General features: G+C 70.6%; 17 protein-coding genes and 1 rRNA gene. 7 read left to right on the forward strand and 11 right to left on the reverse strand.

The window, feature by feature from the left end; all coding sequences use genetic code 11:
• Window positions 1–91: ribosomal RNA gene (gene rrf, locus ACGF5O_RS19425) — 5S ribosomal RNA — on the forward strand; the annotation flags it as partial.
• 58 nt (window positions 92–149) lie between these two features.
• On the opposite strand, the gene ACGF5O_RS19430 is transcribed toward rrf, so the two are convergent.
• On the reverse strand, window positions 150–698 hold the full coding sequence (locus ACGF5O_RS19430; RefSeq protein ID WP_393811094.1) for an isochorismatase family protein: 549 nt from the start codon (window positions 696–698) through the stop codon (window positions 150–152).
• 131 nt (window positions 699–829) lie between these two features.
• Here ACGF5O_RS19430 and ACGF5O_RS19435 point away from each other — a divergent pair, with 131 nt between their 5' ends.
• A complete protein-coding gene (locus ACGF5O_RS19435; protein WP_393811095.1) occupies window positions 830–1,396 on the forward strand; it encodes a GNAT family N-acetyltransferase in 567 nt (188 codons plus the stop codon).
• Here ACGF5O_RS19435 and ACGF5O_RS19440 read toward each other — a convergent pair.
• The 9 genes from ACGF5O_RS19440 to ACGF5O_RS19480 all read right to left on the reverse strand — a co-directional run bounded on the left by ACGF5O_RS19440 (window position 1,393) and on the right by ACGF5O_RS19480 (window position 12,812).
• On the reverse strand, window positions 1,393–2,907 hold the full coding sequence (locus tag ACGF5O_RS19440) for a type IV secretory system conjugative DNA transfer family protein (protein ID WP_393811096.1): 1,515 nt from the start codon (window positions 2,905–2,907) through the stop codon (window positions 1,393–1,395). The two genes, ACGF5O_RS19435 and ACGF5O_RS19440, sit on opposite strands and share 4 nt — an antisense overlap.
• Window positions 2,908–2,918: 11 nt before the next feature.
• Window positions 2,919–4,334, reverse strand: coding sequence for an ATP-binding protein (locus tag ACGF5O_RS19445; RefSeq protein ID WP_393811097.1), 1,416 nt, complete (start codon window positions 4,332–4,334; stop codon window positions 2,919–2,921).
• Between the two features lie 14 nt (window positions 4,335–4,348).
• Entirely contained in the window at window positions 4,349–5,908 is a 1,560-nt protein-coding gene (locus tag ACGF5O_RS19450) for an SCO6880 family protein (RefSeq protein ID WP_393811098.1), read from the reverse strand.
• The gene (locus ACGF5O_RS19455) at window positions 5,905–7,257 is read right to left on the reverse strand and encodes a hypothetical protein (RefSeq protein ID WP_393811099.1); all 1,353 of its coding nucleotides are present in this window, start codon (window positions 7,255–7,257) and stop codon (window positions 5,905–5,907) included. Before ACGF5O_RS19455 ends, ACGF5O_RS19450 begins: the two co-directional genes overlap by 4 nt.
• Window positions 7,247–8,086, reverse strand: coding sequence for a hypothetical protein (locus ACGF5O_RS19460; RefSeq protein ID WP_393811100.1), 840 nt, complete (start codon window positions 8,084–8,086; stop codon window positions 7,247–7,249). Before ACGF5O_RS19460 ends, ACGF5O_RS19455 begins: the two co-directional genes overlap by 11 nt.
• 140 nt (window positions 8,087–8,226) lie before the next feature.
• Entirely contained in the window at window positions 8,227–8,535 is a 309-nt protein-coding gene (locus tag ACGF5O_RS19465; protein ID WP_089101683.1) for a hypothetical protein, read from the reverse strand.
• 335 nt (window positions 8,536–8,870) lie between these two features.
• Window positions 8,871–10,178 carry a peptidase S8 gene (locus ACGF5O_RS19470; protein ID WP_393811101.1) on the reverse strand — a complete coding sequence of 436 codons (1,308 nt, stop codon included), beginning with the start codon at window positions 10,176–10,178 and terminating at the stop codon, window positions 8,871–8,873.
• Between the two features lie 372 nt (window positions 10,179–10,550).
• The gene (locus ACGF5O_RS19475) at window positions 10,551–11,915 is read right to left on the reverse strand and encodes a peptidase S8 (RefSeq protein ID WP_393811102.1); all 1,365 of its coding nucleotides are present in this window, start codon (window positions 11,913–11,915) and stop codon (window positions 10,551–10,553) included.
• Between the two features lie 294 nt (window positions 11,916–12,209).
• A complete protein-coding gene (locus ACGF5O_RS19480; protein WP_393811103.1) occupies window positions 12,210–12,812 on the reverse strand; it encodes a TetR/AcrR family transcriptional regulator in 603 nt (200 codons plus the stop codon).
• Window positions 12,813–12,920: 108 nt separating this feature from the next.
• On the opposite strand from ACGF5O_RS19480, the gene ACGF5O_RS19485 reads away from it, so the two are divergent.
• The 5 genes from ACGF5O_RS19485 (at window position 12,921) to ACGF5O_RS19505 (ending at window position 17,554) form a co-directional block, all read left to right on the forward strand.
• Window positions 12,921–13,829, forward strand: a complete 909-nt coding sequence (locus ACGF5O_RS19485; RefSeq protein WP_393811104.1) for an oxidoreductase — start codon at window positions 12,921–12,923, stop codon at window positions 13,827–13,829.
• Window positions 13,830–13,932: 103 nt separating this feature from the next.
• Window positions 13,933–14,700, forward strand: coding sequence for an SDR family oxidoreductase (locus ACGF5O_RS19490; protein ID WP_393811105.1), 768 nt, complete (start codon window positions 13,933–13,935; stop codon window positions 14,698–14,700).
• A 101-nt stretch (window positions 14,701–14,801) separates the two neighbouring features.
• Complete coding sequence (locus ACGF5O_RS19495; RefSeq protein ID WP_393811106.1) at window positions 14,802–15,575, forward strand: trypsin-like peptidase domain-containing protein; 774 nt, start codon at window positions 14,802–14,804, stop codon at window positions 15,573–15,575.
• Window positions 15,576–15,648: 73 nt separating this feature from the next.
• Complete coding sequence (locus tag ACGF5O_RS19500; RefSeq protein ID WP_393811107.1) at window positions 15,649–16,668, forward strand: NlpC/P60 family protein; 1,020 nt, start codon at window positions 15,649–15,651, stop codon at window positions 16,666–16,668.
• A gap of 193 nt (window positions 16,669–16,861) precedes the next feature.
• On the forward strand, window positions 16,862–17,554 hold the full coding sequence (locus ACGF5O_RS19505; protein WP_393811108.1) for a phosphatase PAP2 family protein: 693 nt from the start codon (window positions 16,862–16,864) through the stop codon (window positions 17,552–17,554).
• Between the two features lie 160 nt (window positions 17,555–17,714).
• Here the strand turns inward: ACGF5O_RS19505 and ACGF5O_RS19510 are convergent, their stop codons facing one another.
• Window positions 17,715–19,277 (reverse strand): FAD-binding oxidoreductase, encoded by a 1,563-nt coding sequence (locus ACGF5O_RS19510; protein WP_393811109.1) that lies wholly within the window; start codon window positions 19,275–19,277, stop codon window positions 17,715–17,717.
• Window positions 19,278–19,528: the final 251 nt, after the last annotated feature.

Here is a 19,528-nt window from a genome sequence, read left to right on the forward strand (position 1 = left end):
GCCCGGTTACATTCCGAACCCGGAAGCTAAGCCTTACAGCGCCGATGGTACTGCAGGGGGGACCCTGTGGGAGAGTAGGACACCGCCGAACAATTTTTGGGAAAGGCCCACGCCGTATGGCGTGGGCCTTTCTGCGTTTTCCCGAGGATTCAGAAGGCGACGTCCGCCGTCTCGACCGTGCCGCCCTTTCGGCCCGGGGCTTCCTGCCAGCTCCAGTAGAGGTTCGTGTGCGAGATGACCTGTTCCGGGGCCGGCGCGCCGTACGCGGTGAGGTCTTCCGTCGTGTGGGCGTCGGCGACCAGCGTCGCGTCGTATCCGCGGACCATCGCGCCGTGCAGGGTGGAACGGATGCAGGCGTCGGTCTGGGCGCCGGTGACGAGCAGGTGGCCCACGCCGTGCTCGGCCAGGACGGACTCCAGCTCGGTGTCCTCGAAGGAGTCCCCGTAGCGCTTGTGGACGAGGGGCTCGGTGGCCTCGCGGACGAGTTCCGGGACGTACTGCCAGGGGGCGCTGTCCGGCTTCAGCTCGTCGCTGGAGTGCTGGATCCAGACGACGGGGACCGCCTCGGAACGGGCCTTGGCGAGCAGGGTGTTGATGTTGGCGATGACCTCGTCGCGGTTGTGGGAGCTGTCCACCACCCCGTTCTGCACGTCCACGATCAGCAGGGCGGTGTTCGGGCGGTTCGGGAGAGTCGTCATGGCGCCCACCGTAGACCGCGGCACTGACAAACCGACTGACGAGCCGACTGACGAAGCAACTGACAAACCAACTGACGGACCGACTCACAAACCAGGTGAGTCCGGTGGACGGTGGGCGTTAGCGTGGCCGTATGAGTGCTATGGCCAGCGGTGATTACGTGGTGCGCGCGATACGGGCCGACGAGTGGGAGGCCGTCAAGCGGCTGCGTCTCGTCGCGCTGCGGGATCCGGTCGCGGACATCGCGTTCCTCGAGACCTATGACGACGCCCTGGGGCGGCCGGACTCCTTCTACCGGGAGCGGGCGGCGCGGTCCACCGAGGAGCCCAGTGGCGCGCGGCAGTTCGTCGCGGTGGCGGCGGACGGGGAGTGGGCCGGGACCGTGACCGTGCTGATCGAGGAGGCCGGCACGACGGACTGGGCCGGGTTCCCGGTCGAGCGGCGGCAGGGGCATGTGGTGGGGGTGTTCGTGCGGCCCGGGCACCGGGGGAGCGGGCTGATCAAGGCGTTGTTCGACGCCGGTGTGGCGTGGGCGCGGGAACGGGGGTCGGAGCGGGTGCGGCTCCTGGTGCACGAGGACAACCCCCGGGCCCAGGGGGCCTACCGGAAGGTCGGGTTCGTGCCCAGCGGAGTGACCGTGCGGCTGGAGTCGGACGCCGGGAAGCGGGAGTTCGAGTTCGTGCTGGAGTGGCCGGTCTAGGCCGGCAGCTCCCGGTGCGGCCAGCGGGAGCGGGCCTGTTCGTGGGAGCGGAGCAGGGCGAGGGACGGCAGGCCCTGGTCGGTGCCGTCGGCCAGGAGGTCGGGGAGCTGCGGGAGTGGGGCCACGGCCGCCACGTCGTCCAGGACCAGGGTCAGTGGTGGGTCGAGCCGACCGGAGGATGACCGTTCGGCCATGCGCCGGCCGTGCTCGACCACGCTGGAGACGAGGGCCGTCAGGAGGGGCATCGCGCCGGGGTTGGTCCTGGGGTCCTCGATGGATTCACCGACCACATAAAGCGTGCCCCCTTCATCGATGAAGGAATCCAGGGCGAGGGCATCGGATCGGTTCGGTGTGCAGGCCTCGCGGATGTTGACCGTGAAGAGGGCGGCGAGCGCCCTGGCCGTCAACTCCTGCGCGATGTCCCGGCGTTCGGGATGGGAGGTGAGGGCGGCCTCCAGCTCGCCCGCTGCGCCCGGGGCGGCCTTCGGGTGGGTGCGGAGGGTCCGTACGGCGTCCTGGACGCCGGTGCCCTGGGCCCAGCGGTGGACGTGGCGGACGGTGCGGTTCTCCAGGGCGGCGGCGTGGAGGTAGCTGCGCAGGAGGGTCTCGGCCGTGTCCGTGAGCGTCTGGTCGATCTTCGCGGTGGGCCGGACGGGGGCGAGGAGGGCCTGGGCGCGCCGGATCGCGGTGGGCTTGTCCTCGCAGTGGGCGGTGGGGGACCAGTGGAAGCGGGCGGGGGTGTCGCAGAGGTGGTTCGGGTCGTAGAGGAGGACGGGGCCGAGTTTGGCTCTGGCGTCCTTCGTCTCCGACCAGAGGGCGGGGTTCGAGGTGACGACGAGGGCGGGGCCGAGTGCGTCCTGGATCGCCTGGGTCGCGGTCGCCTGCCGGCTCTCCCGCGGGGCGACGTGGATTCTGGTCCAGGTGCCCGGCCGCCGGTCACCGTCGGCGGAGGGGCGGATGTCCGCCGGGGTGCGTTCCGGTTCCGCGGCGGGCGCGGGGACCGCCGGCTCCCGGACGGCCTCGTGGAAGGCCTCCGGGACGGCTGCCTCCCGGAAGGCCGGCCGGCGGGTCTCCTGGACGGTCTCCGGCTCGGGGCGGGGCTCCGGAACCGGGGTCGCGCCTCGGCCCTTCGCTGTCGCCGCCCGTCTTCTCCGGCCGGCCCGCCACCGGGTCACCGTCCCCAGGACGAACACGGCGAGGACGACCAGGACCATCAGCTGGCCGATGAACAGGCCCCAGAACAGGCCCCAGCCCGCCAGCTGGGCTGCCGGTGTGTCCGGCCAGGCACCCGTGATGTCGTGCGGGGAGCCGACGAGGTGGCGCATCGCGAGCGGGGTGTGGGAGAGGTTGACCGTCGAAGGCCAGCTGCCGTGGGCGAACCAGGCCGCCAGGCCCGTCGCCGTCCACACCATGACCGTGATGCCGAGCAGGAACCCGAGTATGCCGATCAGCAGGCCGTCGGGGATCCCGCCGCCCTGCTGATCGCGCTCCTGCCGAGGGTCCGGTCTCACGAACGGCCTCCCTACGCCACCGTCGATTCGGAGTCGCCGAGGTGCTGCTCCACGAAGGCCGCGGCCCGCTGTTCCGCTTCCAGTTCGGCGGCGATGAGGGCGTCGTCCTCGGTCATGACGTCGCTGGAGGACTCGGTCATCGCGCGGTCCGTGAAGACGAGCGGGCGTTCCGTCTCGGTGACCAGGTGTTTGACCACCTGGACGTTGCCGTTGACGTCCCAGACGGCGATGCCGGGGGTCAGGGTCGGGATGATCTCGACCGCCCAGCGGGGCAGGCCCAGCACGCGGCCGGTGGCTCGGGCCTCGTCCGCCTTCTGGGCGTAGACCGTCCGCGTCGACGCCATCTTCAGGATCGCGGCCGCCTCCTTGGCCGCCGCGCCGTCGACGACGTCGGACAGGTGGTGGACGACGGCCACGAAGGACAGGCCGAGCCGGCGGCCGAACTTCAGCAGCCGCTGGAACAGCTGGGCCACGAACGGGCTGGCGATGATGTGCCAGGCCTCCTCGACCAGGAAGATGCGCTTCTTGCGGTCGGGGCGGATCCAGGTGTGCTCCAGCCACACGCCGACGATCGCCATCAGGATGGGCATGGCGATGGAGTTGCGGTCGATGTGGGAGAGGTCGAAGACGATCAGCGGGGCGTCGAGGTCGATGCCGACCGTGGTCGGGCCGTCGAACATGCCGCGCAGGTCACCGTCGACCAGGCGGTCCAGGACCAGGGCGACGTCCAGGCCCCAGGCCCGTACGTCGTCTATGGCGACGTTCATCGCCTCGGCCGACTCGGGTTCGGGGTGCCGTAGCTGCTCGACGATGTCCGTCAGGACGGGTTGGCGGTCGAGGATCGTCTCGTTGACGTACGAGTGGGCGACCTTGAGGGCGAAGCCGGAGCGTTCGTCGAGGCCGTGGCCCATCGCGACTTCGATGATGGTCCGCAGGAGCGCCAGCTGGCCCGTCGTCGTGATGGAGGGGTCCAGCGGGTTGAGGCGGATGCCGTGGTCCAGGGCCGCCATCGGGTCGAGCCGGATGGGTGTTATCCCCAGCTCCTCCGCGATGAGGTTCCACTCGCCGACGCCGTCCTCGCCCTGGGCGTCCAGGACGACGACCTGGCGGTCGCGGAAGCGGAGCTGGCGCAGGACGTAGGTCTTCTCCAGGGCCGACTTGCCGTTGCCGGACTCGCCGAGGACGAGCCAGTGCGGGGCCGGGAGTTGCTGGCCGTAGAGCTGGAAGGGGTCGTAGATGTAGCCCTTCCCCGAGTACACCTCGCGGCCGATGATGACGCCCGAGTCGCCGAGGCCGGGGGCGGCCGTGGGGAGGTAGACCGCCTGGGCCTGGCCGGTGGAGGTGCGGACCGGTGAGCGGGTCGTCTCGACCTTCCCGAACAGGAAGGACGTGAAGGCTTCGGTGAGGACGGACAGCGGGTCCCTCATCAGCGCATCAGCCTCTACCTTCGGATTCCGGTGGCGAAGGGCAGTGTGTTCACGAACGCGCGGTGGTGCTCGCGGTCGCACCACTCCAGCTTCAGGTACGACTTTCCGGCGGACGCCCTTATCGTGCGCTTGTCGCGGTTGAGGGCTTCCGGGGTGCGGGAGGAGACGGTGATGTAGCCGACCAGGTTGACGCCGGCGGCGCCGCTGGCCAGGTCCTCGCCGCGCTGGTCGAGGCGGTTGTGGGCGGCGATGTCGCGGGGGTCGACGGTCCGGTTCATCTTGGCGGCACGGGAGGCCTCGGCCTCGTCGTTCGTCTTCTCCGTGAGCATGCGCTCGATGGCGATCTCGGTGGGTTCGAGGTCCATGGTGACGGCGACCGTGCGGATGACGTCCGGGGTGTGGACCAGGAGCGGGGCCAGGAAGTTGACGCCGACCGGGGTCATCGGCCATTCCTTCACCCAGGCCGTGGCGTGGCACCAGGGCTCGCGGGTGGAGGACTCGCGGGTCTTCGCCTGGAGGAACGTGGGCTCCATGGCGTCGAGTTCGGCCGGCCAGGCGTTGCGCTGGGTCATCGCCTGGATGTGGTCGATGGGGTGGTCCGGGTCGTACATGGAGTGGATGAGCGAGGCGAGGCGGCCCTGGCCGAGGGGCTGGCGGACGCGGATGTCCGCTTCCTGGAGGCGGGAGCAGATGTCGGTGAGCTCGCGGGCCATGACGACCGCGAGACCGGCGTCGCGGTCCAGTTTGCGGCCGGCCTGGGGGCGGGCCGCGCGGGCCATCGCCTGGGCCTCGGCGGCCAGTTCGCGGGAGTAGTGCATGCACGCGACGAGGTAGGCGCGGTGCTGCTCGCTGCTGGTGGAGACCATGGACTGGAGCTGGTCGTAGGAGCGGGACAGCCAGTCCGGGGCCTTGTCGTCGCCGCGCTGTGTGACGTCCTTGGCGTGGGCGTCGGGGTCGGCGGGGAGGGTGCGGGCGAGCATCTGGAGGCGGGTGACGAAGCCGTCACCGTTGGCCACGTGCTTGAGGAGGGTGCCGAAGCGGTCGACGAGGGCTTCCTGGTCCTCGGAGTCGCGCAGGCCGACGCCGGGGCCCTCGATCTCGATGGCGGCGGTGACCGTCTTGCGGTCGGCGTGCAGGAGTACGGCGATCTCGTCGGGGCCGAAGGGCGCGGCGAGCCAGGTGAGGCGGCCGATGCCGGGCGGCGGGCCGATCTCGACCTCGCGGCCGTCGAGGCGGGTGCCGGCTTCGGAGGCGGTGGACCGGTAGGCGGTGCCGTTGCGCAGGGAGCGCTTGTAACTGCGGTTGATCTCGAACCACTTGTAGAAGGTGCGGCGCTTGTACGGCACGTAGACCGCGGCCAGCGCGATCAGCGGGAAGCCCATGAGGAGCACGATCCGCAGGGAGAGCACCGGGACGAGGAGCCCGCACATCATGCCGAGGAACGCGCCCGCGATGATGAGCACGATCTCGCCGGACTCACGGTTCCTGCCGATGATCGCGTTCGGCCTGGCGCGGCCGATGAGATACGTACGGCGGGGCGTGATCGGATGGGACAGGTGGGACTCTGTCGTCAACGCCCTTCACCTCCCGAGCTGTTGTTGCGGGTGTTGCTGGCGTGCGGGGTGTTCGCCGGGCTGGGCGCCCGGGGTGCGGGTGCGGCGGAGGGGACAGTTCCGCCGCCACCACCGTTCTGGGTGCGGGTGCTGTGCGCGGCGACGCCGCCCGAGACGGGGTTGGCCGGGCGGGCACCGGAGGCGCCGGAACCGCCGCCCCCGCCGCCGTTGTTGTCGGCGCGGGCGCTGTGGGTTCTGATGCCCTGGGCGACCAGGTTGGCGGGGCTGCTGATGACGGCGGCGGCCTTGCCTTCGGCGCCCTGCATGATGCGGTTGCTGCGGCCGGCCGCGATCTCGTCGCCGAAGCCGGGGACGAAGCGGTAGATCATCGCGCTGGCGAAGATGGCGAGCAGGATGATGGCGAGGCCGGAGACGACGGCGGAGAAGGAGTCCGGGCCGCCGTCGGAGGACAGGGCGCCGGCGAGGCCGAGCACTATCACGATGACCGGTTTGACGAGGATGACCGCGATCATGATGCCGGCCCAGCGGCGGACGTGGCCCCACAGGTTCTTGTCGACGAGGCCGGAGTAGACGACGGTGCCGAGGAGGGCGCCGACGTAGAGCAGGGCGGCCCTGATGACGAGCTCCAGCCAGAGGACGCCGGCGGCGAGGATGCTGACGAGGGAGACGACGATCAGCATGATCGGGCCGCCGCCGATGTTGTCGCCCTTGCTGAGGGCGCCGGAGAAGGTGCCGAAGAACGTGTCGGTCTGGTCGCCGGTGGTCTTGGCGAGGACGTCGCTGACGCCGTCGGTGGCGGAGACGACCGTGTAGAGGATCAGGGGGGTGAAGGCGGAGGCCAGGACGGTGAGCCAGAGGAAGCCGATGGCCTCGGAGATGGCGGTGGAGAGGGGGACGCCTCGTACCGCGCGCTTGGCCACGGCCAGCAGCCACAGGAGCAGGGTGAGGATCGTCGACGCGGCGAAGACGACGGCGTACTGCTGGAGGAACTTCTCGTTGGTGAAGTCGACGTTCGCGGTCTCCTTGACGGCGCCGCTGAGCTTGTCGACGGTCCAGGAGGCCGCCTTCGCGCAGCCCTGGGCGAGGGAGGAGAGGGGGTCGAGGGTGGAGGTGAGGGGGTCGGTGGTGGAGCCGCCGCCGCTGCCGCCGTTGCCGCTCTCGCAGAGCTGCAGGGACGGGCCGGTGATGCCCGCGCAGTTGTTGCTGCTCGGTGTGGCGGACGGGGTCGCGGAGGGGGTGCCGGTCGGCGACGGGGCCGCGGCGGCCCGGGTCGCCAGGAGGACGGCGGAGGCCTGCACGGAGGCCACCAGGCCGGTCAGCTTGAGCACGTGGTGCTGGCTAGCGGGCATAGGTGAACCCTCCGAATTCCTGGACCGCCTTGCTGATCTCGTCGGTCCCGGAGACGGGGTTGTCTCCGGTGACCGGGGTGGGGCCGGTCGTCTGACTGGACTCCAGGACCTTCCAGTCGCCGCCGCTCCAGTTCAGCTTCATGGTGATGGTGAACCAGTTGCTGGTGACCGGGTTGGTGGACTTCTCGCCGGCCATGCCGAACAGGCCGTTGCACCAGACGTCGACGGTGGCCGCGGCGTCGCTGTACGACGTGACCTTGGTGCCGGCGGGCAGTGTGCGGTTGACGAAGGTGCTGCCGGTGGGGGCTCTGCCGTCGGTGTCGAGGCCGGCCTTCTTCAGGAAGTCGGCGGAGTAGTCGGCGTCGAAGCTGGACAGCATGCCGCTCATCACGGTGGGGTCGGCGAGGGTCTGCACGATCGAGTGCCGGGTGGCGGTGATGAACATGCCGTCGGAGCCCAGCGCCGTCGCGTAGTTGGCCGCCGCGCTCTGTGCGCCCTGCTGGGTGTGTGCGTACCCCGTCGGGATCCCGTCGCTCTTCGTCTCCACCGGCTTGGTTCCGCTGGCGGCCGTCGAGGACGTGTTCGGCCGGCTTCCGTCGCCGGCGCTGCCGGTGCCCGTGCCGCTGCTGTCCGAGGAGGTGTCGTTCCCGCCTCTGTTCGCGAAGGCGATCGCCGCGATGAGGAGGACGACCACGCCGACGACCGTGACCAGGCTCCGGGAGGAGGACCGGCCGGCGCGGCGGGCGGCGCCGCCGTAGGGGTCGCCCTCGGGCAGGCGGGTGCGGGTGTGGCCGCTCTCCGGGTAGCCGGGCTCGTCTCCGAGGCTCATGCCGGGTACTCCCCCTCCACGTCGTACCGGAACGCGTAGCAGTACGACGGTAGCCGTGCTGGTTCCCGCGCGGGCGCGGTGTGGTGACTCGACATCAGGGAGACGCAACCTCGGAGCGGGGAAGGGTGAGGTCCAGGCAGCTAGACGGCCATGCCGTACACGATGGTGAACAGGGTGCCGAGCGAGCCGATGATGAAGACTCCGGTCAGTCCGGCGATGATGAGGCCCTTGCCCTGTTCGGCACTGAAGGTGTCACGGAGGGCCGTGGCGCCGATGCGCTGTTTGGCGGCACCCCAGACGGCGATGCCGAGGCAGAGCAGGATGGCGACGGCCATGACCACCTGGATCATCGTCTTCGCTTCGTTGCCCAGGCTGCCGAAGGGGCCCCAGTCCGGAGCGATTCCGCCGATGATGGTGTTGATGTCACCCTTGTCGGCTGCAAGGAACATGTAAGTCACCGCCCCTGGTGGGTAGTTCTGTCCGCCCCTGCTCGGTGCAGAGGTCACGCATCATTGTCGCCGACAACGTCGCCGGAGTATGTCGACTTGACGTCATTGGTTGGCGGGTTTCGTACGAAGGGATCGTACGGTCACTCTGTGTATCACGGCAGGTCACGCCGGGCAATGAGGCCTGGGCGGAACCTGTGGTGTAGTTCCGTCGTTATGCCCTTTTGCGACCTGGCGGGGTTTTTGACGGCCAGTCGGGTGAACGTCACCGTCCCGATGTTCTCATGACGAACGGGCCGCGGCTGGTTGCCGCGACCCGTCGGAGGTTGTGCGCCGGACTAGTTGGCGAAGGCGGCGGTGCCTTCTGGGGTGCCCCAGCCGGTCGGACCGTCGTAGCCGGTCTCGGCCGTGCAGAAGTACGCGGTGGAGCAGGAGCCGTTGTAGCCGCTCGTCACGTCGTTGAGGGACGAGGTGCCCGCGTAGTCGTAGGGGTACTGCGCCGGGTAGGTGCCGCTGGCCGGGGTGCCGGCGAGGGCGTAGACGCCGGCGATGATCGGGGCGGAGACGCTGGTGCCGCCGAAGGTGTACCAGCCGGCGGTGACGCCGTAGGAGTCGTAGACGGAGACGCCGGTGGCCGGGTCGGCGACCGCGGAGACGTCGGACTCCATGCGCTTGGTGCAGCCGGTGTCGGTCTGCCAGCTGGGCTTGGCGTCGTAGGAGGAGCAGCCGGAGCCGGTGCCCTCGGAGCTGGAGGTGCGCCAGACGGTCTCGGTCCAGCCGCGGGTGGTGGACGAGGTGGACAGCTTGGTGCCGCCGACCGCGGTCACGTACTGGGAGGTCGCCGGGTACTCGGCGCCGTAGTCGCTGTCACCGGCGGAGACGGTGATCGCGACGCCCGCGTGCTTGTAGTACGAGGTGTCGTACGTCGTCTGGGAGGAGGACTCGGAGCCGCCGTAGGAGTTGGAGACGAACTTGGCGCCGAGGGTGACGGCCTCGTTCTCGGCGGTGCCGAGGTTGGCGTAGCTGGCGCTGGTGGCCTCGACGAGGGTGATGTTGCACAGCGGGCAGATCGCGGAGGCCATGTCGAGGTCGAGGGAGATCTCCTCGGACCAGCCGGCGTCGGAGGAGGGCAGCGAGGTGGTGGAGCCGGTCTGGCTGACCTTCTTGAAGCAGCCGTTGGCCGTGGTGCAGGCCGAGAGGCCGTAGTACGAGCGGTAGGTCGCGAGGTCGGACTCGGCGTTCGGGTCGTTGTACGCGTCGACGATCGCGATGGTCTCGCCGGAGCCGTTGGAGGCGGCGGCGGAGGTCAGGCCGTAGGCCGACCGGAGGTTGGTCGGGCTGTAGCCGGAGGGGGTGGAGGCGTCGGCGGCCTTGGGGGTGATGCCGGTCCTCGCGGCCTGCTGCTTCTGGAAGGCGGTGAGGCCTCCGGTGACGCGGTAGGACTTGCAGGTGAGGTCGCCCGTGTGCTTGGGGGTGGCACAGGGGGTGGCGACGTAGGTCACCTTGCCGGACGCGGTGGCGGCGGCGTCGGCCTGGACGGCCGTTCCGAAGCCGGCGAACACCAGCGCGGCGGTGGCGGCCGCGGCGGTGCCCAGCCGGCGCCAACCGCGCTGCAGCGAGGATCTGTTGGGGGGAGTGGAACGCATGCGTGCAGCCTCCTGATGTTCCTGAATGGGGTGGAACAGTTCGAACAGGGGCGGTGCGGGTGCGATCTGGTGCGGCGGTCCGCGACGAGAATCCTTTGTTGAGTACGCGACAACAAGAGCCATCGGGAATCCTGACTTCCGCATTGCCGAACGCGGCGTTCGCGTGACCGTCCGATGGCGGCCCGTTGGACAGCGGGTGACAGGTGCTTGACCCAACTCACAGCTGGCTCACGGGAGTTGCAAAGGCGCGAAAAACGGGCCACGGCCGGCTGCCGTGGCCCGTCTCTCTTTCCCTGCCGCCGAGGGGACCCCACGTCCCCCTCACGGTGGCGGCTCCCCGTGACCCGACGGGGAGGTCATGCGGTGAAGGGCTCAGCCGGTGAAGGCGTCGGTCCCCTCGGGGGTGCCCCAGCCGGTCGGGCCGTCGTAGCCCGACTTGGCGGTGCAGAAGTACGAGGTGGAGCAGGTGCCGTTGTTGCCGCTCGTCACGTCGTTGAGGGCGGAGGTGCCGGCCGCGGCGTACGGGTACTCGGCCGGGTAGTCGCTGCTGCCCGGGGTACCGGCCAGGGCGTAGACCGAGGCGATCAGCGGCGAGGAGGCGCTGGTGCCGCCGTAGGTGTTCCAGCCGGTGCCGTCGGAGCCGTAGGAGTCGTAGACGGAGACGCCGGTGGCCGGGTCGGCGACGGCGGAGACGTCGGCGATCATGCGCTTCGAGCAGCTCGCGTCGGTCTGCCAGGTGGGCTTGGCGTCGTAGGCGGAGCAGCCGGAGCCGGTGCCCTCGGTGGAGCTGGTCTTCCAGACCGACTCGGTCCAGCCGCGGCTGTTGGAGGAGGTCTTCAGGGCGGTGCCACCGACGGCGGTCACGTACCGGGAGGCGGCCGGGTACTCGGCGCCGTAGCCCTCGTCACCGGCGCTCGCGGTGATGGCCACGCCCGCGTGCTTGTAGTACGAGGTGTCGTACGTGGTGTCCGAGGAGGACTCGGAGCCGCCGTAGCTGTTGGAGACGAACTTGGCGCCCAGCTTGACGGCCTCGTTCACCGCGGTGCCCAGGTTGGCGTCGGAGGCCGACTTCGCCTCGACGAGCAGGATGTTGCAGTTCGGGCAGGTCGCGCTGACCATGTCGAGGTCGAGCGACTCCTCGCCGGCCCAGCCGCTGTCGGCGGAGGGGAGGGAGGTGGTGGAGCCGGTCTGGGAGACCTTCTTGAAGCAGCCGTTGTCGCTGGTGCAGTCCGAGAGGCCGTAGTACGAGCGGTAGGTCGCGAGGTCTTCCTCGGCGTTCGGGTCGTCGTAGGCGTCGACGATGGCGACGGTCTCGCCCGAGCCGTTGGAGGCGGCGGCGTCCGCCAGGCCGTAGGCCGACTGGATGTCGCTCGGGCCGTATCCGGTGGGGGAGTCGGAGGCGGCGTTCGGCTTGACGGTCTTCGGCGTGACGCCCTTGAGGGCGGCCTGCTTCTCCATGAAGGCGGTGGTGCCGCCGGTGACCCGGAGGGCGTTGCAGGCGGCGAAGCCCGTCTTCGGGGTGGCGCCGCAGCCGGCCTTCTCGTACCGGACATGGGCCTTGGCGACCTGGGCGGCGACGGTCTTGGCGCTGACCTTGTGGGTCGCGGCGGTGGCCGCGGAGGCGTGGGCGGCGGTGCCGAAGCCGGCCACGAGGAGCGCGGCGGTGGCGGCTGCTGCCGAGCCGACCTGACGCCATCTGCCGCGTATGTGGGGGGAGTTGGGGGTGGGCGTACGCAACGTACAGCCTCCTGGGAGAGGTGGGACAGAGGCCTGCGGGTGGGGGACCACCGGTGTGGTTGCCGGTGGGGGCGGCGGCCCGCGACGACCATCCCCTTGTTGAGTACGCGACAACAAGGTGGGTTTCGGAATCCTGACTTCCGCGTTACTGAAGGGCGGGAAGGGCTTACTGATCATTGGGGCCCGGATGGCCGGAAGTTGGGGTTCGGTTGACCTGAAGCCCGTTCCGGGCGGGGCTCAATGCGCGTTGATCGGGGCGTACCGAGCCGCCGCGCGACGCCAACCGGGGCTGTGTCAGCGGGGCTTGAGGCCGTACAGGAGGAGGTGGACGTGCTGGTCCAGGCCGGCCAGGGCCGCGTCCGGCGGAAGGGTGCCGTTGGTGGCCAGCACGGCCAGGCCGTGGATGCAGGCCGCGGCCGCGAGGGTGACGGCCTCCGGGTCGCCCCGGACGATCTCGCCGCGCCGCTGGGCGTCGGCGACCAGCTGGACGAAGCACCCCATGGAGTGTTCGGCGGCGGTGGCCAGTTCGGCGTCGACGTCGGGGTCGTGCTTGCGGGAGTACATCACCTCCAGCAGCTCGGGGTTGTCGACGGTGAAGGTGACGTACGCGCGGGCCAGCGCGGTGACGCGTGCTTCGAGGGGGGCGTCCGGGACGTCCGCCGAGTCCAGGGCCTGGTTCAGCCGCTCGAAACCGTTGAGCGCGAGCGCGTCCAGCAGGGCCTGCTTGTCCTTGAAGTGCCGGCCGGGGGCGGCGTGGCTCACCCCGACGTCGCGGGCCAGCTCGCGCAGGGACAGCGCGGCGGTGCCCTTCTCGCGCAGGGTGCGCTCGGCGCTCGTGAGCAGGGCGGCGCGCAGGTCTCCGTGGTGGTAGGGGCGGCTTGGCGGCATGAGCGCCATCGTAACCCGATGTAGTCGTTGCCAGCTTTGTAGGCGGTGTCATCTTTGTTGACGTCGCCATCTTTGTTGTCATTGACAGCATTGTTGGCGACGTCTACATTGGCGGGCATGGCTGAGAAGAATCGCAAATGGAACGTTTCCGACCTCCCCGGGCTCGCCGGCCGTACGGCCGTGGTCACCGGTGCCAACAGCGGCCTCGGTCTCACGGCCGCGGACGCGCTGGCCCGCGCGGGTGCGCATGTGGTGCTGGCGGTACGGGACCCGGAGCGCGGCCGGGCCGCCGCCGCGCGGGTGAACGGCAGCACCGAGGTCCGCCGCCTGGACCTGGCCGACCTGTCCTCGGTACGGGAGTTCGCCGCGGGCTGGGACCGGCCGCTGGACCTCCTGGTCAACAACGCGGGCGTGATGATGCTCCCGGAGCTGCGCACCAAGGACGGCTTCGAGATGCAGTTCGGCACCAACCACCTGGGCCACTTCGCGCTGACGAACCTGCTGCTGCCGCACCTCACGGACCGCGTGGTCACCGTCTCCTCGGGCCTGCACCGGGGCGGCGACGGGATGATCCACTTCGACAACGTGAACCTGGAGGGCGCCTACAACCCGACCCGCGCCTACGCCCAGTCCAAGCTGGCGAACCTGTTGTTCGTGCTGGAGCTCCAGCGCCGGCTCGCGGAGGCCGGCTCCCCCGTCCGCGCCCTGGCCGCCCACCCCGGCTACGCGGCCACCAACCTGCAGAGCCACACCGCCAACCCGCTGGCCCGCCTGGGCGTGCGGCTCGGCAACCGGCTCCTCGCCCAGGACGACCGCGCGGGCACCCTCCCCACGCTGTTCGCGGCGACCCAGGACCTGCCGGGCGCGAGCTATGTCGGCCCGGACGGCCTCGGCGAGATGCGCGGAGCGCCGACCCTGGTCGGCCGCAGCGCGGCGGCGAGCGACCCGGCGGCGGCCCGCAGGCTCTGGACGCTGTCGGAGGAGCTGACGGGGGTGCGGTGGCCGCTCGGCGTCGAGGCCGCGTGACCGCCCAGTCGCTGGACGCGCGCCCGGCCCGTCGCGGTACCCGGATACGGTGAGTGGAGACGACGGGTACAACGGGTAGGACGGTTCTCCGGGAGGTGGCCGGATGAGCGGCGGCGCCGTGGACTTCACGCTCGGCGGGCGGACGGCCCTGGTGACCGGGTCCGTGCGGGGGCTGGGCCTGGAGATGGCGCGGGGGCTGGCGGGTGCCGGTGCGCGGGTGGTCCTCAACGGCCGGGACGCGGCGACGCTGGAGCAGGTGACGGCGGCCCTGCGCGAGGACGACGGCCTGGATGTCACGGGCGCCGCCTTCGACGTCACCGACCGCGAGGCGACCGGGGAGGCGGTGGCCGCCCTCGGCGCGATCGACATCCTTGTCAACAACGTGGGCCACCGGGACCGCAGGGGCGTCGAGGAGATGGCGCCGGACGAGCTGTCGGCGCTGCTCGACGTCCACCTGACGTCGGCGTACGCGCTGAGCCAGACGGTCGCCCGGGGGCTCGCCGCCCGGGGCACGCCGGGCCGCATCATCAACGTCTCGTCCGTCGTCGGCCAGCTCGGCCGCATCGGCGACGTCGCCTACGCCACGGCCAAGGCGGGCCTCGACGGCCTGACCCGCGCCCTCGCCGCCGACCTGGGCCCCAGCGGCACGACCGTCAACTCGGTCGCCCCGGGCACCTTCGCCACCGAGGTCAACGCGGAGCTGGCCGAGGACCCGGAGTGGGGCAGATGGCTGCGGACCCGGACCTCACTGGGCCGCTGGGGCCGTCCGGCCGAGATCGCGGGCATCGTCGTCTTCCTGGCGAGCGACGCGGCGTCCTTCATCACCGGCCAGACCATCGCGGTGGACGGCGGGATGACGACGACGTTCTGAGACCGTCCGGTGGGCCGAGACCGGCCGCAAGGGCGGTTCCCAGAAAAATCTCAGTGAAGTCGGGAACCGTTTCTCACCTTTGTGGGAGACAGTGGGCGCTGATGAAGCGCACCTCACGCATCTCCGCCCCCCTGCGCCGCGTCGCGCTCTGCGCTGTCGTCGTGCTGGCCGCCACCTCGGCCTCCGTCGCGGCCGCCGACGAGGCGGCGGGGCCCTTCGGGGTGACCGCGGTGGTCGGGGCCACGCCGGAGAGCGCGAGGGTCGGGGCGCTGTTCGGCGCCGACCAGGCCGGGAGCCTGTCCGGCAACCACTTCTGCACCGCCTCCGTCGTGCACAGCACGCAGCGGGACCTCATCGTCACCGCCGCGCACTGCGTCGACGGGGACGGGGACGCCGCCGGGCTGGTGTTCGTGCCCGGCTACCGGGACGGGCAGGCGCCGTACGGGGTGTGGAAGGTCGGGAAGCGGTACCTGCCGGACGGGTGGGCCCACGGGCAGAGCGAGGACAGTGACGTCGCCTTCGCCGCCGTCGAGGAGCGGGACGGCAAGCGGGTCGAGGACGTGACCGGGAGCAACCGGTTCGCCGCCGGGGTGGCCACCGGCGCCACCGCCGTCACCGTCACCGGGTACCCCGACTCCCGGGAGGTGCCGGTCAGTTGCACCAACAAGCCCGTCGCCCACAGCGCCACCCAGCAGCGCATCGACTGCCCCGAGTTCACGGGCGGCACGAGTGGCAGCCCCTGGGTGAACGGGGACCACGAGGTGGTCGGGGTGCTCGGCGGGCACGAGCAGGGCGGGTCGACCGCGGACGTCTCGTACAGCGTGGTGCTCGGCCGGGAGGCCGCCGAGCTGTACAAGGACGCCGTCGGCGGCTGAGACGGCGTCACATGCGCCGTCTTCCTGTGAAATAGCGCCACTCTCGGCCGAAATGGCGTTGAACAGCCCTGACATGGGGGAGGGTTGGGGCGTGCGGAAAGTATGGGTGATCGGTGGCGCGGCGACGGCGCTCGGCGTCAGCTTCGTCATGCTGCTCGTCGTCGGCGTGTACGTCGTCGCCGGGAACCTTCTCAACGGGGTCGGCGGCGCCGGCAAGACCCTGGCGAAGGGAGCCGTGCCGGCCGCGTACTCCAGCCTCGTGCAGAAGTGGGGCAACCTCTGCTCGGCCATCAACCCCGCCCTGCTCGCCGCACAGCTCTACCAGGAGAGCGGGTTCAACCCGCACGCGCAGAGCGCCGCGGCCGCGCAGGGGATAGCGCAGTTCATCCCCGGCACCTGGGCCACCCACGGCATCGACGGGAACGGCGACGGGGTCCGCGACGTCTGGGACCCGAACGACGCCATTCCGTCGGCCGCCTCCTACGACTGCCAGCTGGCGTCCTATGTGAAGGACGTGCCCGGCAACATCTCCGACAACATGCTCGCCGCCTACAACGCGGGGGCGTACGCGGTCATCAAGTACAAGGGTGTGCCGCCGTACAAGGAGACCCAGAACTACGTCAAGACCATCACCACCCTGGAGCAGAGCTTCGCCGCGCCGGTCAGCAGGCTCTCCCCGACCAAGCAGGCCGCCGGGGCCATCAACTACGCCCAGAACAAGCTCGGCACCCCCTACCTCTGGGGCGGCAACGGCACCGCGGCGGACAACGGCCGCTTCGACTGCTCCGGGCTGACCAAGGCGGCGTACGCCAGTGTCGGGATCACGCTGCCGCGGGTCGCCAACGACCAGTACAACGCGGGCCCGCACCCCTCGCGGGGCGAGCTGCTCCCCGGGGACCTCGTCTTCTTCTCCACCGACCTCGCGAACTCCCGCGCCATCCACCACGTGGGGATCTACGTCGGCGGCGGATACATGATCGACGCGCCCTACACCGGGGCCGTGATCCGGTTCGACCCCATCGACTCGGCCGACTACTTCGGGGCCACCCGGGTCACCGAGGATGGCGCGAAAGCACTCCCCACCACGGTGTGAACCGAGCGTATAACCCACCCCCTGAGCTGGGGGTTTGTATCTCTCTTCGATAACGTCTGCGTGATCATTCGGTGGAACCTGGAACGTAGTGGTGTGGGCCGTGCGTTCCTGTTGACGTAGCCGACCACGGGGGTGGCAGCGAGCGACGCACAGCAGGTGCGTCCCGGAACGACGACGAAGGGGCCGCAGCGCGATGGCTGTAATCGCCGAATCCGGGTCGAACCCTGACGTCGACCTGCTCTACGACATCAACGGCCTGGCCAAGGACGCGCCGCACTGGTTCGACCGGGCCATGGAGTTCGTCGGGGAGTACGGGCTGCTGGTCGCGATGGTGCTGCTGGTGGTGTGGTGCTGGTGGTCCGTGCGGCGCCGGGGGGACGAGGACGTGCCGTCCACCATGGCCGCGCTGGTGTGGGCGCCGCTCGCCGCCGCCATCGCCGTCCTCGTGAACGTTCCCATCCGCGGCTTCGTCGAGCGGCCCCGGCCGTTCCTCACCCACCAGGGGATCGACGTCCTCGTCTCCGGCAAGACCGACTACTCCTTCGTGAGCGACCACGCGACGATCACGATGGCGATGGGGGTCGGGCTGTTCGTCGCCAACCGGAAGTTCGGGGCGGCGGGGATAGCGCTGGCGCTGGTGGAGGGGTTCTGCCGGGTGTACATGGGGGTGCACTACCCGACGGACGTGGTCGGGGGGTTCGCGCTCGGTACGGCGGTCGTCCTGCTGCTGTCTCCCCTGGCGACGGCTCTGCTGACGCCGGTGATGAAGGCGGTGGAGGGGTCGTCGCGGGTGAGGTGGGTCGTGCGGGGGCGATCGGCGGGGGTGGGGTTGGTGCCGGGGGGACGGGCGCCGGTCGAGGCGGAGGAGCGTGACCTGGCGGCGTAGGCCGGGGCTGAGGGCTGGGGGTTTCACTCGCCCGCGTTGGCGGGGTGCCGCCGCGCCCACCCGTGCCGCCCCAGCGGCACGACTGCCCGCAGCTAACCTTCTGGGGGCGCGGGGACCTGCGCGATCAGCCCCCACGCGCCCGCAGGCGAGGACGACGCCCCTACAACCCCTGCGGCGAAGAGAAGAACCGGTTCGGGTCGTACTGCTTCTTGACCTTGGCCAGCTTGGTCACGGCGTCGCCGTAGTACGCCTTCTTCCAGTCCGTGAGCGTCGGGTCCGTGTAGTTCTGGTAGGCCGCGCCGGAGGCGTACGGCTTCATCGCGGTGTGTGCCGCGTTCAGCCAGGACTGGCCGGTGCTGCCGGAGGCCCCCGCGCCCCACGACACGATGTACTGCGCCAGCATCCGCGACCGGCGGTGCACGAACGCCGTCGCCGTCGGCGAGACCCGGTTCACCGCCCCGCCGAGCGCCGTGAACGCGATGCTGCCCGCGCCGCCCCGCACGGCGGAGATCTGCCGCAGGGCGGTCTGGATGCCGGCCGCCGAGAGGGAGCGGTCGAAGAAGTCGGAGCGGGCCGTGTACGTCTCGCGGCCGAGCTTTCCCTGGGGGGAGCGGCCGGGGGTGGAGCCGGGCAGGTGGCACTGCGGCTCGGTGGAGAAGGAGGAGCAGCCGGCGTATATCTCCATCGCCTCCTCGTAGCCGTGGCGGCGGAGCGAGACGGAGGAGGCGTTGGCGCCGGCCTTGTGGGCGAGGGCGTCCACCGCGTTCTGGAGCTCGCCGTACGTGCCCATCGAGAAGCAGGCGACCGAGACGCGCGGGCCGCTGCCCGAGTTCTCCAGGTGCAGGGAGGACCAGATCTCGTCCGGCTGGGACGGGCCCCACTCCTGCCAGGCCTTGAAGACCTGCGCCGCCTTCGCCCACGGCCAGGTCAGGTACGCCGTCACGCCCTGCGGGGTCGGGTGGGTCTTGAACTGCAGCTCCGTGACGACGCCGAAGTTGCCGTTGCCGGCGCCGCGCAGCGCCCAGAAGAGGTCCTTGTTGGTGCTCGCGTTGGCGACCACCTGCGTGCCGTCCGCCGTGACCAGCGTCGCCTGGGTGAGGCTGTCGCAGGTCAGGCCGTATGCGCGGGACGCGACCCCGTGGCCGCCGCCGAGCACCAGGCCGGAGACACCGACCGTGGGGCAGGAGCCCGCGGGTATGGTCACGCCCTTGGCCGCGAGGGCCCGGTACACGTCGATCAGCTTGGAGCCGGCGCCGACGACCGCCGTACCGCCGCTGACGCGGATGCGGTTCAGCTTGGAGACGTCGAGGATGAGTCGGCCGTCGCCGGAGGAGTAGCCCGCGTAGGAGTGGCCGCCGTTGCGGATCGAGACCTTCAGGGCGTGGGCCTGGGCGTACGACAGCGTGGTGCGGATGTCGTCGGCGTGGGCCACGTAGGCGACCGCCGCCGGCTTCAGGCCGTCGAACCGCGTGTTGTAGAGCTGGTGGGCGGTCGTCCAGGAGGCCTCTCCGGGGCGGACCAGGGTGCCGTCCAGGGCGTGGGCGAGGGCCGTCCAGTTGGCCGCGGCCGCTGCGCTGGTGGTCTTCAGCGCCGTACGAGAGGATGTGGTCGCGAGTGGCGCGCCGGTCGTGTGGGATGCCGTGGCGCCGCCGGAGCTGCACCCCGTCAGTGCGGTCGCCGCGAGGGCGGCCGCCCCGCCCGATATGAAGGTACGCCGTTCCATTCCCGTGCCTTTCGCGTCGGCTGTCGTGGGACGAGACGGCGTCCGTCGCACACGGGTTCCCGTGCGGTGTAACGAACGCTGTGACGTCGTAACGACTGCGATGGCGAACGGCGAAGAAATGTTCGTGTAACCCACTCGTTGGAACCGGCATGTGCCCTCACCGTAAGCATTCCGTGACCTAACCGGGTCGACGGCAGGGGTTCACCCCCCGTTCACCTATGGCCATCGGCCGCTTCACCTGTTCTGCCTAA

Source organism: Streptomyces sp. NPDC048291, assembly GCF_043201715.1.
Lineage (GTDB): Bacteria > Actinomycetota > Actinomycetes > Streptomycetales > Streptomycetaceae > Streptomyces.

Excerpts from the sequence above, each read along its gene's own strand:
- ACGF5O_RS19490 (WP_393811105.1), top strand. The coding sequence starts at position 13,933 with ATGAGCGGCGGCGCCGTGGACTTCACGCTCGGCGGGCGGACGGCCCTG.
- ACGF5O_RS19505 (WP_393811108.1), top strand. The coding sequence starts at position 16,862 with ATGGCTGTAATCGCCGAATCCGGGTCGAACCCTGACGTCGACCTGCTC.
- ACGF5O_RS19495 (WP_393811106.1), top strand. The coding sequence starts at position 14,802 with ATGAAGCGCACCTCACGCATCTCCGCCCCCCTGCGCCGCGTCGCGCTC.
- ACGF5O_RS19485 (WP_393811104.1), top strand. The coding sequence starts at position 12,921 with ATGGCTGAGAAGAATCGCAAATGGAACGTTTCCGACCTCCCCGGGCTC.
- ACGF5O_RS19480 (WP_393811103.1), bottom strand. The coding sequence starts at position 12,812 with ATGGCGCTCATGCCGCCAAGCCGCCCCTACCACCACGGAGACCTGCGC.
- ACGF5O_RS19435 (WP_393811095.1), top strand. The coding sequence starts at position 830 with ATGAGTGCTATGGCCAGCGGTGATTACGTGGTGCGCGCGATACGGGCC.
- ACGF5O_RS19500 (WP_393811107.1), top strand. The coding sequence starts at position 15,649 with ATGGGGGAGGGTTGGGGCGTGCGGAAAGTATGGGTGATCGGTGGCGCG.
- ACGF5O_RS19510 (WP_393811109.1), bottom strand. The coding sequence starts at position 19,277 with ATGGAACGGCGTACCTTCATATCGGGCGGGGCGGCCGCCCTCGCGGCG.
- ACGF5O_RS19430 (WP_393811094.1), bottom strand. The coding sequence starts at position 698 with ATGACGACTCTCCCGAACCGCCCGAACACCGCCCTGCTGATCGTGGAC.
- ACGF5O_RS19455 (WP_393811099.1), bottom strand. The coding sequence starts at position 7,257 with ATGCCCGCTAGCCAGCACCACGTGCTCAAGCTGACCGGCCTGGTGGCC.
- ACGF5O_RS19445 (WP_393811097.1), bottom strand. The coding sequence starts at position 4,334 with ATGAGGGACCCGCTGTCCGTCCTCACCGAAGCCTTCACGTCCTTCCTG.
- ACGF5O_RS19460 (WP_393811100.1), bottom strand. The coding sequence starts at position 8,086 with ATGAGCCTCGGAGACGAGCCCGGCTACCCGGAGAGCGGCCACACCCGC.
- ACGF5O_RS19465 (WP_089101683.1), bottom strand. The coding sequence starts at position 8,535 with ATGTTCCTTGCAGCCGACAAGGGTGACATCAACACCATCATCGGCGGA.
- ACGF5O_RS19470 (WP_393811101.1), bottom strand. The coding sequence starts at position 10,178 with ATGCGTTCCACTCCCCCCAACAGATCCTCGCTGCAGCGCGGTTGGCGC.